At 60.9% G+C, this 15865-nt stretch carries 10 protein-coding genes; 2 read left to right on the top strand and 8 right to left on the bottom strand.

Features of this window, described 5'->3' with window-relative positions:
* Positions 1 to 60: 60 nt before the first annotated feature.
* On the bottom strand, positions 61 to 630 hold the full coding sequence (locus D8U70_RS13025; protein WP_016772094.1) for a lipocalin family protein: 570 nt from the start codon (positions 628 to 630) through the stop codon (positions 61 to 63).
* Positions 631 to 659: 29 nt separating this feature from the next.
* Positions 660 to 914, bottom strand: a complete 255-nt coding sequence (locus tag D8U70_RS13030; RefSeq protein WP_016772095.1) for a hypothetical protein — start codon at positions 912 to 914, stop codon at positions 660 to 662.
* A 281-nt stretch (positions 915 to 1195) separates the two neighbouring features.
* On the opposite strand from D8U70_RS13030, the gene D8U70_RS13035 reads away from it, so the two are divergent.
* Positions 1196 to 3088 carry a methyl-accepting chemotaxis protein gene (locus D8U70_RS13035; RefSeq protein ID WP_206663048.1) on the top strand — a complete coding sequence of 631 codons (1893 nt, stop codon included), beginning with the start codon at positions 1196 to 1198 and terminating at the stop codon, positions 3086 to 3088.
* Positions 3089 to 3398: 310 nt separating this feature from the next.
* Here D8U70_RS13035 and D8U70_RS13045 read toward each other — a convergent pair whose 3' ends face one another.
* From D8U70_RS13045 to D8U70_RS13065, 5 genes are all read right to left on the bottom strand, one after another.
* Positions 3399 to 4001 (bottom strand): DUF924 family protein, encoded by a 603-nt coding sequence (locus tag D8U70_RS13045; protein ID WP_130929042.1) that lies wholly within the window; start codon positions 3999 to 4001, stop codon positions 3399 to 3401.
* Between the two features lie 3 nt (positions 4002 to 4004).
* On the bottom strand, positions 4005 to 5015 hold the full coding sequence (locus D8U70_RS13050; RefSeq protein ID WP_016772098.1) for a class 1 fructose-bisphosphatase: 1011 nt from the start codon (positions 5013 to 5015) through the stop codon (positions 4005 to 4007).
* A gap of 339 nt (positions 5016 to 5354) precedes the next feature.
* Positions 5355 to 6719: a DUF3999 domain-containing protein gene (locus D8U70_RS13055; protein ID WP_130929043.1), complete on the bottom strand. Its 1365-nt coding sequence runs from the start codon at positions 6717 to 6719 to the stop codon at positions 5355 to 5357.
* Positions 6716 to 10297, bottom strand: a complete 3582-nt coding sequence (locus tag D8U70_RS13060) for a DUF2339 domain-containing protein (RefSeq protein WP_130929044.1) — start codon at positions 10295 to 10297, stop codon at positions 6716 to 6718. Before D8U70_RS13060 ends, D8U70_RS13055 begins: the two co-directional genes overlap by 4 nt.
* Positions 10298 to 10548: 251 nt before the next feature.
* Entirely contained in the window at positions 10549 to 12999 is a 2451-nt protein-coding gene (locus D8U70_RS13065) for a glycogen/starch/alpha-glucan phosphorylase (protein WP_016772100.1), read from the bottom strand.
* A gap of 259 nt (positions 13000 to 13258) precedes the next feature.
* Between D8U70_RS13065 and D8U70_RS13070 the strand changes: the two genes are divergently transcribed.
* Positions 13259 to 13696: a YkgJ family cysteine cluster protein gene (locus tag D8U70_RS13070; protein WP_016772101.1), complete on the top strand. Its 438-nt coding sequence runs from the start codon at positions 13259 to 13261 to the stop codon at positions 13694 to 13696.
* A 249-nt stretch (positions 13697 to 13945) separates the two neighbouring features.
* Here the strand turns inward: D8U70_RS13070 and typA are convergent, their stop codons facing one another.
* Positions 13946 to 15766, bottom strand: a complete 1821-nt coding sequence (gene typA, locus D8U70_RS13075) for a translational GTPase TypA (RefSeq protein WP_016772102.1) — start codon at positions 15764 to 15766, stop codon at positions 13946 to 13948.
* Between the last annotated feature and the right edge of the window lie 99 nt (positions 15767 to 15865).

Below are 15865 nucleotides of genomic sequence, written 5' to 3' on the forward strand. Positions count from 1 at the left end.
ATGCCGGCGAAGAGCACAGCGCCCGAGCCTTCACCCGGGTCCTGCGCGATCTTTTCGCTCTTAATTGGACGTCTTGGCCATCTGCCGATCCGACGCCCGCCAGATCAGGCGTGTGGTGTCGTAACCCTGCTGACGCGCCTTGCTCAGCAATTCTTCACGCACTACACCGTTGACGGTCGGTGTGCGTGACAGCAGCCACAGGTACTTGCGACTCGGATCGCCGACGATGGCGGTCTTGTAATCGTCGCTGACGTACAACACCCAGTACTCGCCCTTCGCCACACCCGGCACCAGGCGCGAGAACCAGTTATCGAATTCGACCCAGAGCTTGTCGGTCTTGCCCGGCACTTGTGGATAAGCCGTGCCCTTGGCTTCTTCCCACTGCCACTCCGGGGTCAGGCAACGGTTGAGCACGCCGACATTACCGTCAGGCTTGAGGGTGTAATGGGCTTCGGATTGCGCGCAGTGGCGCTGGAAGTACATCGGCAAGCGTGCCAGTTCATACCAGGTGCCCTGATAACGCTTGAGATTGACGCTGTTGACGGTCTTGGGCGCCAACGGGTCGACGCCGGAAGTGGCGCAGCCAGCCAGTACCAGGCCAGCAAAAAGGATCAGCAATAACCGCTTCATTTTTTTCTCCGTGGGCGCGAAGCCCCGGTTTACTTCAGGCCTTGGCCGGAAAACATCAGCACTTTGTCACCGGCGTATTGCACGCTGATAAAGCTGTTCTTGTCGCCCCAGGTGCAGCTGGACATACCGAGCGCGCCCGAGCAATCAGTGGGCTTGCCGAGAAGGGTTTCCACTTCGGACTTGGCCATGCCGGCCGAGAGCTTGGAGTAGTTTTCCTGATTGACCTTGCTGCATGCGGCCAACAGCACGCAAAACGACAGCAGGGCGATAGATCGCAGCGACATGGTGAAACTCCTGGAACGAGGGGGGATGGCATGGTGCCAACCAGAAGCTTAGAAGAGAAAAGTGTCATCTGGTTCCGTGACCGAACGCCTATTTATCAGCCCGCCCGTCCGGCTTTTGCCGGTAAATCAAAAACTTTGTGAAGCCGACGAGCATTTCGTCGACTTTCCCCGCAAGCGCCTAATCTTTGGCGCGGCGCGGTCGAAATAAGAGCAGCGCAACGCTGCCGATTATGGCAAATTGCCGCCCTTTCCTGACCAGCCCCTTCGCGGTAGTTCATTCGATGACCAGAAACATGAAATTCAGCCACAAGATTCTGCTGGCTGCTGCCCTTGTGGTGGCCGTTGCGTTCGCCTGTTTCATCTTCTTCAACGACTATCGCCAGCGTCAGGCCTTGAGCAGCAGCACCGAAGCGACCATGCAGGAACTGGGCAGCCTGACCACCAGCAACATTCAGACCTGGCTGGAAAGCCGCATCCAACTGCTGCAATCGCTGTCGCAGCAAGTCGCCGTCGATGGCAATGCGCCCGCCAGCCTCAAGCGCATCATTGACCTGCCCGCCTACACCGGCAATTTCCAGCTCAGCTATTTTGGCGGTGCTGACGGCGTGATGTTCTCGGTGCCGGCCGGCAACCGTGCGCCGGACTACGATCCACGCGCGCGCGGCTGGTACAAAGCGGCCAACAGCGCACAACAAACCATCGTCACCGAACCGTACATCGCCGCTTCGTCGGGCAAACTGGTGATCACCGTTGCCACCCCGGTGCAGCGTCAGGGCCAAATGCTCGGCGTCGCCGGTGCCGACATCGATCTGACCAGCGTCAGCGCGATCATCAACTCGCTGAACTTCGGCGGCCACGGTCATGCGTTCATCGTCAGCGCCGAAGGCAAGATCCTGATTCACCCGGACAGCAAGCTGGTGCTCAAAACACTGGCCGAGGCTTATCCGAACGGTGCGCCCAAAGTCAGCCCGGGCCTGAAAGAAGTCGAGTTCGACGGCAAGACCCAGTTGATCTCATTCACCCACGTCAACGGCGTGCCATCGGCTGACTGGTACGTGGCACTGGTGCTCGACAAAGACACCGCGTTCTCGATGCTCAGCGAATTCCGCACCTCGGCACTGATCGCCATGGTCATCGCGGTGCTGATCATTATCGGCCTGCTCGGCATGCTGATTCGCGTGCTGATGCAACCGCTGCTGACCATGGGCCGTGCGATGCATGACATCGCTGAAGGCGAAGGCGATCTGACCAAACGTCTGGTGATTCACGGCAATGATGAATTCGGCGCGCTGGGCACTTCGTTCAACCGCTTCGTCGAACGCATTCATACGTCGATCCGCGAAGTGTCCTCGGCTACCGGCCAGGTCAACGAAGTCGCCCTGCGGGTGGTCGCTGCCTCGAACTCGTCGATGTACAACTCCGACCAGCAGGCCAGCCGCACCAACAGTGTCGCCGCCGCGATCAATCAGCTCGGCGCCGCCGCTCAGGAAATCGCCCAGAACGCCGCCCTCGCCTCGCAGCATTCCAGCGATGCGCGCAGCCTCGCGGTCGACGGCCAGCAGGTGGTGGATAAAACCATCCACGCCATGCAACAACTGTCGGCGAAGATCAGCGATTCCTGCGGCAATATCGAAACGCTGAACAGCAACACGGTGAACATCGGTCAGATTCTCGAAGTGATCACCAGCATCTCCCAGCAGACCAACCTGCTCGCACTCAACGCCGCAATCGAAGCCGCGCGCGCCGGTGAAGCCGGACGCGGTTTCGCCGTGGTCGCCGACGAGGTGCGCAACCTCGCGCACCGCACCCAGGATTCGGCGCAGCAAGTGCAGAAGATGATCGAAGAGCTGCAGGTCGGCGCACGTCAGGCAGTAACCATCATGACCGAGAGCCAGCGCGAGAGCGAAAGCAGCGTCGGCATCGCCAACCAGGCCGGCGAGCGTCTGGGCAGCGTGACCCAGCGCATCGGCGAAATCGACGGCATGAACCAGTCGGTGGCCACCGCGACCGAAGAACAGACCGCCGTGGTCGAGTCGATCAACGTTGATATCAACGAGATCAACACGCTGAATCAGGAAGGGGTAGAGAACTTGCAGGCGACGTTGCGCGCCTGTTCGGATCTTGAGCAGCAGGCGGCGCGGTTGAAGCATCTGGTCGGCAGCTTCAGGATCTAAGCTGCAGCCTCAGGCCTCTTCGCGAGCAGGCTCGCTCCCAAAGGGATCTCCGGTGGTTACACAATTTGAGTGCACCACCAGATCCTGTGGGAGCGAGCCTGCTCGCGAAGGCGGCCCGCATCACGCAGAATGTCTTCAATATAAACATCGGGAATTTGCCAGATGAACAAGAAACACAACGGGGTTCATCCAGATCAAATCACATTATTGGCAATCCTTGCGCTGGGTAGCGAGGAAATCGATCGCGGAAACTATACAAACGCTGAAGACGTATTTCTTGCGCTAGATGAACTGGATCCAGCCCAGCAAACTAGAACCGTGATCCAGGTTCGGAAAGAAATACCAACTCTTCAGCCGTAGACTCCCGCCCCAACACCGCATTGCGATGCGGAAACCTGCCAAATCGGGCAATCACCTTCTGATGCCGCTCGGCATAGTCCAGGTTATCGGCAAACACGGCCCGCTCCGTTTCCGGCTGTTCAGCCACCAGCTCGATAAATCTGGAAACAGCCTCATTCTGCACTGCGAGGTTTTCGCAGTGTTCGAATACCAGATAAATGAATACCCGCTGAATCGGTTTCAACTGCCGATCAAAATCCGCCGCAACGCCTTGCGCGACAAGCTTCTGCGCAAGCAGATCACCGGAAAATGCTTTGGGGGTGTCGCGATAGATCATGCGTGGCAGTTGATCAAGCAACAGCACCACCGCCAGCCAACCTTCGGGACATTGCGTCCACTCGGTCAATTCGCCGGCCAGGGCCTGATCGACAAAGACCCCGAAACGCGTCTGCGCTTCGAGGTCTTGGCTGTTTCGCTTGCCGAACCACAACTTGCCCTTTTCAGCCGCTACTTCGCTGGCTGATTCGGCGTGTCCGAACCACCAGTCGAGCAACGGCTGCCAGGGCGCGTGCATGGTTTATTCCTTGTGGTAGGCCGTAGCGCGGGCGACTTCTTCTTTCGAACCGAGGAACACTGCAACGCGCTGGTGCAGGCCTTCCGGCTGAATGTCGAGAATGCGCTGGTGACCGTCGGTGGACGCGCCGCCGGCTTGTTCGACAAGGAACGACATCGGGTTGGCTTCATACATCAGGCGCAGCTTGCCCGGTTTCGACGGCTCGCGGCTGTCGCGCGGGTACATGAACAGACCGCCACGGGTCAGGATGCGGTGGACGTCGGCAACCATCGCCGCGACCCAACGCATGTTGTAGTTCTTCTTCAACGGGCCTTCTTCACCGGCCAGCAGCTCGCCGACATAGCGCTGCACCGGGGCTTCCCAGTGACGCTGGTTGGACATGTTGATGGCGAATTCCTGGGTGGTTTCCGGGATGGTGATGTCTTCGTGAGTCAGGACGAAGCTGCCCATTTCGCGATCGAGGGTGAAGCCTTTGACGCCGTCGCCCAGGGTCAGCACCAGCATGGTCTGCGGGCCGTAGATGGCGTAGCCGGCGGCCACTTGCTGGGTGCCTGGCTGCAGGAAGGCTTTTTCGTTCAGCGGCTCGTTCTGGCTCAGGTACTCGTTCGGGCAACGCAGTACCGAGAAGATCGTGCCGACCGGGGCATTGATGTCGATGTTCGACGAGCCGTCCAGTGGGTCGAAGACCAGCAGGTATGCGCCTTTCGGGTATTTGCCCGGGATCTGGTAGGCGTTGTCCATTTCTTCGGACGCCATGCCGGCCAGGTGACCGCCCCATTCGTTGGCTTCGAGGAGGATCTCGTTAGAGATCACGTCGAGCTTCTTCTGCACTTCGCCTTGCACGTTCTCGGTGCCCATGCTGCCCAGAACACCACCCAGGGCGCCTTTGGACACGGCGTGGCTGATCTCCTTGCAGGCACGCGCTACCACTTCGATCAAAAAGCGCAGATCGGCAGGAGTGTTGTTGCTGCGGGTCTGCTCAATCAAATAGCGACTCAAGGTAACGCGGGACATGGACGGCTCCGGTGGAATGGGGGGCGGAAAACCCGCGCAGTTTACAGGGAGTCTGAAAACCTAGCGAGCGAAGACGCCGGCTAACGTGCGCCTGGGTGTATTTGCCTGCATGAGACGTGATTGTCGGTGGAGAGTTCAGGTGTAGGGTTGAGCGTAGTTGGAAATGGGGCGGGTGGTGGTTGAGTGATAGCGGCAGTCTGATGAATTTTTGTTGTTTGACCGGCCGCCATCGCTGGCGAGCCAGCTCCTACAGGATGTGTGGTGTACACAAAATATGTGAACGACCGAGATCACTGTGGGAGCTCGCTTGCCAGCGAATGGCGCGCAGCGCCGCCATGCTCAGGTATTGGCAGGCGGCTTGCGCAACAGGCTGAACGCCATCGCTCCGAGAAACACCACACTGAGCAGCAACACCGCCCACAAGCCGAACTTCTTCCAGTTAGTCCCGGCCACCGCAGCCGTCGTCGCCGTTGAGGTTTGCGTGGCCACTGCTTCGTCCTGCACCGTCGCCTTGCCCAGGCTCGCCAGCTTTTCTGGCTTGAAATCCGGAATCAACGTTGCCAGCGGCAGGTTCGCCGTTTTCACCGTGGCATTGCCCAAGGCCAGGCTGTACGGCCCTTCGCCCCGGGCGAGGAAGATCACTTGCGTGGCGCGCACCGCATATTTCAGGTCCGGCGCCTGCTCACCCAGACCGCCGCCGCGCTCATCCACGGTCAGCTTGAGTTGCTGCACGGTCTGCCCGGACAGCGGGATTTCGTTCTGCACCACGTCCTGATTGTTCTGGCTCAGGCGATACAGCAAACCGCTGCTCAGTGGCTGCCATGGCAAGTTGCTCTCGCGCCGGCCGGCCAACGTGACCGGCGCCAGACTGTTCGGCTGTTTCAGCTCAACCTGCACCCGCTCGACATTCAGCCCCATCGGCAGCTGCCAGATGTATTCCCCGGATTTGCTGCTGTTGCCGGCCACGCTGGGCGACCACACCAAAGGCAGCGGCAGGTTGCGCGGGTCGCTGCTTTTCAATTGCGCCGACGTCAGGACGGGCGCCGAGCCCGGCGACTCCCACAGCAAGCGCACATAGCGCGCGGTCTGCCCCGGCAGGGTCACTTCGTGCTGTTCGATGCGCTCATCGGAAAAGGTCAGCCGCGCCACCTGGCCCTCGCCCCATGACTGCCAGTGCTGCAGATCGTCGCTGGCCTCGATACTGAAACGCTGGAAACCGTCGCGCTCGCTGGTCCAGTCGAGGATCAACTGCTGCAACGGTGCCTTTATCGCACTGGCATCGAGCAGCCAGCCGCGCAGCACTTCTTCGCCCGCCTCCAGTTGCGAGGACGGTTGCACTTCGACCAGGGTGCCGTTGGTGGTCGACTGGACGCGCACATTCGGCGCGCGCTCGCTGGCGTCGGCGGCGTTGTACAGCGGGAACCATTTGACCTCGTGCAGCTTGCCGTCGTCGCGGGTCTGCGCCGATTCGCGAGCCAAGGCGTAGGCCTGCGCTTCGCCGGCGGCGTTGAACACACGCAGGTCGCTGAGATCGGTCTGGCGCGCCTGCAATTGCGCGCTCAGCGGCAGGTCGAGGCGATACCACGGGCCATTGCCGCTCACCGTCAACGGCACTTGCGTGGCGAAGTCCGCCGGTTTTTCCTGAGCGCCAGCGACTATCACCACGCCCAGCGCCAACCACCCCAGATTCAGCATGCGACTCAAGATGCAACTCCTTCGGTATCCGGCGCGGGTTTGTCCGCCGCCGGTTCGGCCTCGACGCGTTTGGGTGGCAGCGGCGCGAAGTAGCCGACCACCAGCAGCAATACGCCGACACCGATAAACGAGACGATCCGGGCGAGACCGCCACGGTTGCTCAGTTCGACAAAAATCAGTTTGGCCACCACCAGCGCAATCAGCGCCGCGCCGATCAGCCACACTTCGCGGCGATGGCGCAGATGGCCGCCGATCATCAGCCCCAGCGCCATCAACGTCCAGACGATCGACAGGCCGGCCTGCACCAGCATTGACGCGAGCAGTTGATCAAGCTCGAACGGGATGCCGGCCCAGTGATGCGCCGCGCGGGTGACCAGCGCGGTGCAGAAGGCGAACAGCGAAACCCCGGCGATCAGTTGCGTGGCGTGGTCGGCATGATCCTGACGGATCGACAACTGCGCAACGGCGCTGCGCGACCAGACATAAACGCCGAACAGCGCAAACAGCAGCCCCAGCTCCAATGGGTTGAGCAGCGGCACGTAAGGCAACGGCTCGGCATTGCCATCGCTGACACCATTGGCCAGCCAGAACCACGCCAGCATCAACACCGCCAGCGGTGCCGCTGCATATAAGCGGTACTCGCGGGCAAACGCGGCCACCGGCCAAGGCCACGTACGGGGAGCAGCCATCAGCAACAGATAGAGGCTCGGCAGAATCGCCCAACCCAACCAGCGCCAGGCATTGTATTGCTCGGACAACAGCAGCAGGCCGTAACGCAACTCCAGCGCCAGCACGCCAATCAGCAGCCAGCAACCGAGCACATGGGCCACGCTCAATGCGCGCGCCGGCAACATCGACGCCAAGCGGCGCAGGCTGAAGAAGTGCACCGCGAACAGCGCCGGCCACGCCAGCCAGCCGAAGTCGGCGGCCGGGTGGTAGCGCGAATGCCAAGCGCCGAGCAAAACCAGCGCCGCCGCCGGAATCAGTAAGGTGCAGAGCAACCCCAGCGCCGGCCATTTCAAGCGCAGTGACAAAATCGTCCACAGCGCCACACTGATCGCAGCGACCAGCAGCAACAATGTGCCTTGCAGGTTCGGCGAGGCGAAACGCAGGATTTCGCTGACCCACGCCAGCGTCCACCAACCGGCGCCCCAGACCAGCAGCACTTGCGACAAGCGCTGCAAACTCAAGGCATCAAAAGCCGTGGCATGGTTGCCCAATTGCAAGCGCCACGCACCGATCAGCGCGGCCAGCCCCAGCACCAGCGGTGTCCAGAAGCCGCCATGGGCCAATGGTTGCAATCCTTCGCTAGACAACGGCCCGAGCCATTCGGGGCCGGCGAGCAGAAACGCCGCGCCGCCGACCACCTGCAACAGCAGCCCGAAAACGAAACTCAGACGCTGTTGCAGGTACAGGCTCAGCCAGATGATCAGCAAGCCGCTGGCCGCCCACACCGCGCTCGCGGTTTGCCACGGCAGCACGAACAGCACCGCCAGATTGATCAGTACCAGCCCGGCCAGCAGCACCACCGACAAGCCACGCAGCAGGCGCACATCGCCGCGCACCATCTCGTCCCGCGCCGCCAGCAGCATGCCGCCAATCAAGGCCAGACCGATCAAGGACGCACTGAGCAAACCGCTCCAGCCAGCGCTGAACACCGCCGTCGAATCTTCGCCGGCCGTTTGCAGGCGCAGCAGGAACAACGCGCCGCCCAGCAACTGCACGGCGAATGCGGTGAACAGGAATGTGCGTGATTGAATCCGCAAGCCGACAAACAACGTTGCCAAACCGGCCAACGCCCAACTGATCGCCGTGCCCTGGATGAACAGGAACAACGGCGCCAGCAGATACAGGAACGTCAGGCCCAGACACGCCAGCACTGGCAGGCCTTGCCTTTCCCACGGCAATGTCTGCTCGGGCGTAGCCTTGCGCAGTTGGAAGAAACTGAACAGCAGCGCGGCGCCAAGCATCAGCGCGCCCAGCGGTGCGCCGTCGAGCAGGCTGCTCTCGCCGGGCTGCAACTGGCTGAGAAACGCCAGTGCCGAACCCAGTTGCAGCAGTAAGGCAAAGGCCCGGGCAAACGGTCGATGCTGACGCAAGCCAAGCCAGAAAATTCCCGCGCCTTCCACGGCCCACGCCGCAGAAGTCCAGCGCGCATCGAGCCCCAGCGGAATCGCCAGGCTGGCGAAAATCACTCCCAGCGCCAGGCAGGTTTCGCCCAGCAGCATCGCGCGCCCGCCCATCAAAACTTTGGCCAGCGCCATATAGATCATGCCCAGCGCCAACGCACTGAACGCCGCCGCGAATTCGAGGTGCTGGACCAACGCAAACTGCAAACCGAAGCCAATGATCGGCGGGCCGAACAGCAGGGTGCCGTCGACGTAATCACCCTTGCGTGCAGACCATTGCAGCAGCGCCTCGCGATCAGCCTCCGCCGGAGCATCCTGCAGGTCGCGCAATTTGCGCCGGGCGAACAGCAGGCCGATGGCGAGGTACATGAGGAAAAACACAATCAGGAACGGCTCGGTGCTCCACAGCAGTTCCGGCGTGTAGGAACGCAGGCCCCAGGCGAAACCGATACCGAAGGTGCCGACGAAACCGATCAGGTTGAGCAGGCGCCAGGCCTTGAACCAGGCGATGGCGAGAATGCCTGCGTTGAGCAAGGCGAAATAACTGAACAGTGCGACGTGATTGCCTTCCCCGGTAGAAGTCAGAATCGGCGCGGCGAAACCACCGAGTGCCGCCGCTGCGGCCAACCCCAGCGCGTCCTGGGTAATCGCCAGAATGGCCGAGAACACCGTCACCGCGACCAGCAAACCGAGTGCAGCGGACGGATCAAGCAACGGATGCAGACGCATCGCCGCAAACACCGTCAGGTACAACACCGCGATCCCGGTGCCTTGCAGCATCAATGCATAGTTGCTGTTGCGTCGGCGCAACCACCAGCCCAGCGCAAGCAGAGCCAACGCCGCTGCCGCGACGCCGGCGTAACGCAACTCGATCGGCACCACCATGCCTTCGGTGGCGTAACGCAGTAAAAATGCCAGACCGAAAAACAGCAGCACCACACCGACGCGCAGCACTGTATTGCCGCCAAACAGCCAGTTGCGCGCAGCGCTGATGCCGCGTTCGATCAGGTTCGGGCCACGGGGTTCGGCGGGTTTTTGTGGCGGTGCCGCAGGAGCCGGTTCGGCGCGCCAGACATCCGCCGGCAACGGTTGGCTGGTTTCGCGGGCGACGGTGGAGATCGGTTCGACTTCGGGGGGCAGTTCCCAGATCAGTTCAGGGGTCGGGGCAGCCTGCTCAGCCACGTCGACGGGTGCGGCGACTGGCTCGGCTTCAGGTGACGGCGCGGGCGCATGCGAGGGCGAACCCTCCAGCACAAACAGCCGCTGAGCCACGCCTTGCAAGGCTTCGCGCACCTGCTCGAGTTGACGCTGTTGCTCCGCCGCCTGCGAGCCAAGGCGCGCGATGCGCAGCGCCTGGCCGATGACCAGCCCCAGCAGCGCACCCAACAGCGCGCCACTCAACGACTCGTCGAGCAGTCCACCGAGCACCAGCCCGATCAACATGAACATCCATTGCATGGTCGATATCCCTAAGCAGCCCCGGGGCGGGGCGAGTCCGGCGATGGCTTCAGTCTAGGCACAAACCGTGTGGGAGCCAGCCTGCTCGCGAAGGCGGATTGTCAGCCAACATTTCTGTTTAAGTCGACGATCGCTTCGCGAGCAGGCTCGCTCCCACAGGGTACGGCGGTGATTGATGCCTATTAACCGGCGCTCAGTATATCGATCCGGCCCAACAAACGCTGGGCCTTGCGCAGATTTGTCGGGGAAAGTTACTCCAGCGCTTTCCAGATATCCGTGGCGTACTCGCGAATCGTCCGGTCGGAAGAGAACCAGCCCATCCGCGAGGTATTGAGCACCGCCGAACGCCACCAGTTCTGCGAGTCATGCCAGTGCGCGTCGACGCGCTTCTGCGCTTCCCAATAGGAGTCGAAGTCGGCGCAGACCAGGAAGCGGTCATAGTCGATCAACGAGTCGATCAGGCCGGTATAACGCGAGGTATCGTCCGGCGAGAACACACCGCTGCGAATCGCTTGCAGCACATCGTTCAAACGATGGGAGGCGGCGATGTCGGGTACGGCGCTGAACTCGTGGTTCTGTTTACGCGCCTCAACCTGCTGCGCGCTGAGACCAAAGATGAACATGTGCTCGGCACCGATGCGCTCGCACATTTCCACGTTGGCACCGTCGAGGGTGCCGATGGTCAGCGCGCCGTTGAGGCCGAACTTCATGTTACTGGTGCCCGACGCCTCGAAACCGGCGGTGGAAATCTGCTCGGACAAGTCCGCCGCCGGGATGATGCTCTCGGCCAGGCTGACGTTGTAGTTGGGCAGGAACACCACTTTCAGCAGGCCACGCACGGTCGGATCGTTGTTCACCACCCGAGCGATGTCGTTGGTAAGTTTGATGATTAGCTTGGCCTGGTGGTAACTCGCCGCCGCTTTACCGGCGAAGATCTTCACCCGTGGCACCCAGTCGACTTCCGGCTCGGCACGAATCGCCTGATACAACGCCACGGTGTGCATCAGGTTGAGCAACTGACGCTTGTATTCGTGGATACGTTTGACCTGCACGTCGAACATCGCCGCCGGGTTGACCGCGATCCCCAGGCGCTCGTGAATCAGATAGGCCAGCGCCTTCTTGCTGTGCAAACGCTGCTCGGCGAAGGCTTTGCGGAACGCGGTTTTCTCGGCGAACGGCTCGAGTTCGAGCAGGCGCTCTTCAGGGTGATCGAGCAGGTCCGGGCCGAGGGCATCGACCAGCATCGAAGTCAGTTCCGGGTTGGCCTGATACAGCCAGCGGCGGAAGGTGATGCCGTTGGTTTTGTTGTTGATCCGCTCAGGGTAGAGCTTGTGCAGTTCGGCGAATACGGTTTTGCGCATCAGTTGCGTATGCAGACCGGACACGCCGTTGACGCTGTGCGAACCGAGGAACGCGAGGTTGCCCATGCGCACCCGGCGGCCGTTGTCTTCTTCGATCAGCGACACCGCGCGCAACACGTCGAAGTCGTGAATGCCCTTGGCCCGCAGCGAGTCGATGTGCTGCGCGTTGATCAGATAAATGATCTGCATGTGCCGTGGCAGCATGCGTTCCATCAGCCCGACCGGCCAGGTTTCCAGCGCTTCCGGCAGCAGCGTGTGGTTGGTGTATGACAGCGTGTCGACAGTGACTTGCCATGCTGCGTCCCACGCGACGTCGTAGACGTCGACCAGTTGGCGCATCAGCTCGGCCACTGCAATCGAGGGGTGAGTGTCGTTTAGCTGGATCGCCGCGTGATCACCGAGGGTCAGCACCGAGGTGTGCATGTTGCGGTGACGGCGCAGCAGATCCTGCAGCGAAGCGGCGACAAAGAAGTATTCCTGACGCAGGCGCAGTTCTTGCCCGGCTTCGGTGCTGTCGGCCGGATAAAGGACGCGAGAGATACTCTCGGCGCGGGCCACTTCCGCCACGGCGCCCAAGTGGTCACCGGCGTTGAAGCGTTCCAGGTGCAGGTCTTCCATGGCGCGGGCACGCCACAGGCGCAGAGTGTTGACGCTCGCTCCGCGCCAGCCGACCACCGGCGTGTCATAAGCAATGGCGCGCACGGTTTCCGCCGGCGACCAGACCTGACGAGTCTTGCCGGAGGCATCGGTGACGGTTTCGACGCTGCCGCCGAAGCCGATCGGGTAGGCCACTTCCGGCCGTTCGAATTCCCAAGGGTTGCCGAAATCCAGCCAGTGTTCGGTCTGCTCCTGTTGCCAGCCATCGACAATCGCCTGACGGAACAAGCCGTGTTCATAACGAATGCCATAGCCATGGCCGGCGATGCCGAGGGTCGACATGCTCTCCATGAAACACGCCGCGAGACGACCGAGGCCGCCGTTGCCGAGCGCCGCGTCGGGCTCCAGCAGACGAATGCGTTCCAGATCGACGCCCAGTTCGGTCAGCGCTTCACGGGCGACGTCGAGCAGGCCGAGGTTGCTCAGGCTGTCGTAGAGCAAACGGCCGATGAGAAATTCCAGCGAGAGGTAATAAACGCGCTTCTGGCCTTTGCGATAGATCTGTCGGGTGTGGTCCATCCAGTGTTCGACCATGTGATCACGCGCAGCCAGGGCGATGGCTTCGAACCAGTCATGGTCGAAGGCGTGATCGGGGTCTTTGCCCACGGCGTAGGTGAGTTTGGTCAGGACGGCGTCGCGGAATGCGGCCACCTCTGCTTCGCGAACTAGTGGTTCTTGAGTCATCAACAGGACCTCGAGCGAGCGGGAATTTTCTGAGCCTAGACGGTCTGACCGGCGCTAACGGCTCTGGTTCGGCAGTATTTGCCCGGACTGTGCGCCAGTGCGACATAACCCTGGCGGATGAGCCAATGAATGCAGGGGCCGTGCCGTCCTGTCGGGCAAAATGCGGCCGCTGCGAAAATATCCGGCGAAAGGTTGTTCAAAATTCCACCGCTCCCGGTATGATCGCGCGCCCTGATGCATACACGCCTGGTAACTCCCGATGATGAAGCCCAACCTGATCGCCGCCGCCGAGATTGATCGTCTCGATACGTGGGCCAAATATTCGGCACCGATGTGCGGCTCGTGCATGTCCAGCTGCTGCACGCTGCCCGTCGAAGTGAAGATCAAGGATCTGGTGCGCATCGGTGTGGTCGACGAGTTCGAACTGGGCGATCCGCCAAAGAACATCGCCAAGCGCCTGCAAAAGGAAGGTCTGGTCGAGCGCTTCAATCAGAAGTCGGGAATCTTCACCCTGCAGCGCATGAGCAACAACGACTGCTATTACCTGGATCGTAAAACCCGCCTGTGCACCATTTATGACAAGCGCCCGGACACCTGCCGCAACCACCCGAAGATCGGCCCGCGGCCGGGGTATTGCGCTTATAAGCCGAAAGAAGTCGAGCGGGTGCAGAATTTCCGGGCCATCGACAAATTTTGATCGCGCCTGATCGTTCCCACGCTCTGCGTGGGAATGCAGCCCGGGACGCTCCGCGTCACTCCTGAAGCCGAACGCGGAGCGTCCGTTGAGGCATTCCCACGCAGAGCGTAGGAACGATCAATACGCCCACAAAACCCTGTGGGAGCTGGCTTGCCAGCGATGAGGCCAGCACAAAGATCGCCTAAACCCCAGACAAACAAAAACGCCCCCGGTCTCGCGACCGGGGGCGTTTTTTATTCCAGGGCTGAATTACGCCTTGGCTTTCTTCGCAGCGCGGGTACGCTCGCTTTCGTCGAGGATCTTCTTGCGAAGACGGATCGACTTAGGCGTAACTTCGCACAGCTCGTCTTCCTGGATGTATTCCAGAGCCTGTTCCAGGGTGAAGCGAACAGGTGGGACCAGAGCGATGGTTTCGTCTTTACCCGAAGCACGCATGTTGTCGAGCTTCTTGCCTTTGGTTGGGTTGACACCCAGGTCGTTGTCGCGGCTGTTCTGACCAACGATCTGACCGTTGTAGATCTCCTGGCCGTGTTCTACGAACAGCTTGCCACGAGCCTGCAGGGTTTCCAGCGAGTAGGTCAGAGCCTTGCCGGTTTCAACCGAAACCAGAACGCCGTTCTGACGGCCGGACATGTGGCCCGACTTCACTGGAGCGTAACGGTCGAAGATCGAGGTCAGGATGCCAGCACCGTTGGTCAGGGTCAGGAACTGGTTACGGAAACCGATCAGACCGCGAGCAGGGATGTTGTATTCCAGACGAACACGGCCCTTGCCATCCGGCACCATGTTGCTCAGGTCGCCCTTACGCAGACCCATCTCTTCCATGACCTTGCCCTGGGATTCTTCAGGGATGTCGATGGTGACGTTTTCGAACGGTTCCTGCTTCACGCCGTCAACTTCACGGATGATCACTTCAGGACGGCCCAGGGCCAGCTCGAAGCCTTCGCGACGCATGGTTTCGATCAGTACCGAGAGGTGCAGCTCACCACGGCCGGAAACCTTGAACTTGTCAGCCGAGTCGCCTTCTTCAACGCGCAGTGCAACGTTGTACAGCAGCTCTTTGTCCAGACGATCCTTGATGTTACGGGAGGTCACGAACTTGCCTTCTTTACCGCAGAATGGCGAGTCGTTTACCTGGAAGGTCATGGAAACGGTTGGCTCGTCAACGGTCAGCGGCTTCATCGCCTCGACGGTGTTGATGTCGCACAGAGTGTCGGAGATGAACAGCTCGTCGAAGCCGCTGATGCAGACGATGTCGCCGGCTGCTGCTTCGTCAACGTCGATGCGGTGCAGACCGTGGTGACCCATCAGCTTCAGGATACGACCGTTGCGACGCTTGCCGTCGGCGCTGATAGCGACAACCGGGGTGTTCGGCTTGACGCGACCGCGAGCGATACGGCCAACACCGATAACACCCAGGAAGCTGTTGTAGTCCAGAGCGGAGATCTGCATCTGGAACGGACCGTCACGGTCAACGGCCGGAGGCGGAACGTGGTCGACTACCGCCTGGTACAGCGGAGTCATATCTTCCGCCATGGCGGTGTGGTCCAGACCGGCAATACCGTTCAGGGCCGAAGCGTAAACAACCTGGAAGTCCAGTTGTTCTTCGGTCGCACCGAGGTTGTCGAACAGGTCGAAGATCTGGTCCAGAACCCAGTCCGGACGTGCGCCTGGACGGTCAACCTTGTTGATCACCACGATTGGACGCAGGCCGGCTTCGAAAGCCTTCTTGGTCACGAAACGGGTTTGCGGCATAGGGCCGTCTTGAGCGTCAACCAGCAGCAGAACGGAGTCGACCATCGACATTACGCGTTCAACTTCGCCGCCGAAGTCGGCGTGGCCCGGGGTGTCCACGATGTTGATGTGGTAGCCGTTCCAGTTGATGGCGGTGTTCTTCGCCAGAATGGTAATACCGCGCTCTTTTTCCTGGTCGTTGGAGTCCATCACGCGCTCGTCGTTGAGCTCGTTGCGCTCCAGGGTGCCGGATTGACGCAGGAGTTTGTCTACCAGGGTGGTTTTACCGTGGTCAACGTGGGCAATGATGGCGATGTTGCGTAGATTTTCGATCACTTGTGTATCTCGATCAGAGGATTCGGTTTGCTGACAAGTCATGGCAGCGATTAGCAGTAGTGTCCGGCATGGCCGTTACAGCTTGACGGCGGTGTCGGG

The sequence above is a fragment of the Pseudomonas sp. Sample_20 genome, from assembly GCF_004307585.1.
GTDB classification, from domain to species: domain Bacteria; phylum Pseudomonadota; class Gammaproteobacteria; order Pseudomonadales; family Pseudomonadaceae; genus Aquipseudomonas; species Aquipseudomonas atacamensis.

Coding starts and splice junctions, on each gene's coding strand:
- D8U70_RS13045 (WP_130929042.1), bottom strand. CDS start 4,001: ATGCACGCGCCCTGGCAGCCGTTGCTCGACTGGTGGTTCGGACACGCC.
- D8U70_RS13025 (WP_016772094.1), bottom strand. CDS start 630: ATGAAGCGGTTATTGCTGATCCTTTTTGCTGGCCTGGTACTGGCTGGC.
- D8U70_RS13070 (WP_016772101.1), top strand. CDS start 13,259: ATGATGAAGCCCAACCTGATCGCCGCCGCCGAGATTGATCGTCTCGAT.
- D8U70_RS13050 (WP_016772098.1), bottom strand. CDS start 5,015: ATGTCCCGCGTTACCTTGAGTCGCTATTTGATTGAGCAGACCCGCAGC.
- D8U70_RS13035 (WP_206663048.1), top strand. CDS start 1,196: ATGACCAGAAACATGAAATTCAGCCACAAGATTCTGCTGGCTGCTGCC.
- D8U70_RS13065 (WP_016772100.1), bottom strand. CDS start 12,999: ATGACTCAAGAACCACTAGTTCGCGAAGCAGAGGTGGCCGCATTCCGC.
- D8U70_RS13060 (WP_130929044.1), bottom strand. CDS start 10,297: ATGCAATGGATGTTCATGTTGATCGGGCTGGTGCTCGGTGGACTGCTC.
- D8U70_RS13030 (WP_016772095.1), bottom strand. CDS start 914: ATGTCGCTGCGATCTATCGCCCTGCTGTCGTTTTGCGTGCTGTTGGCC.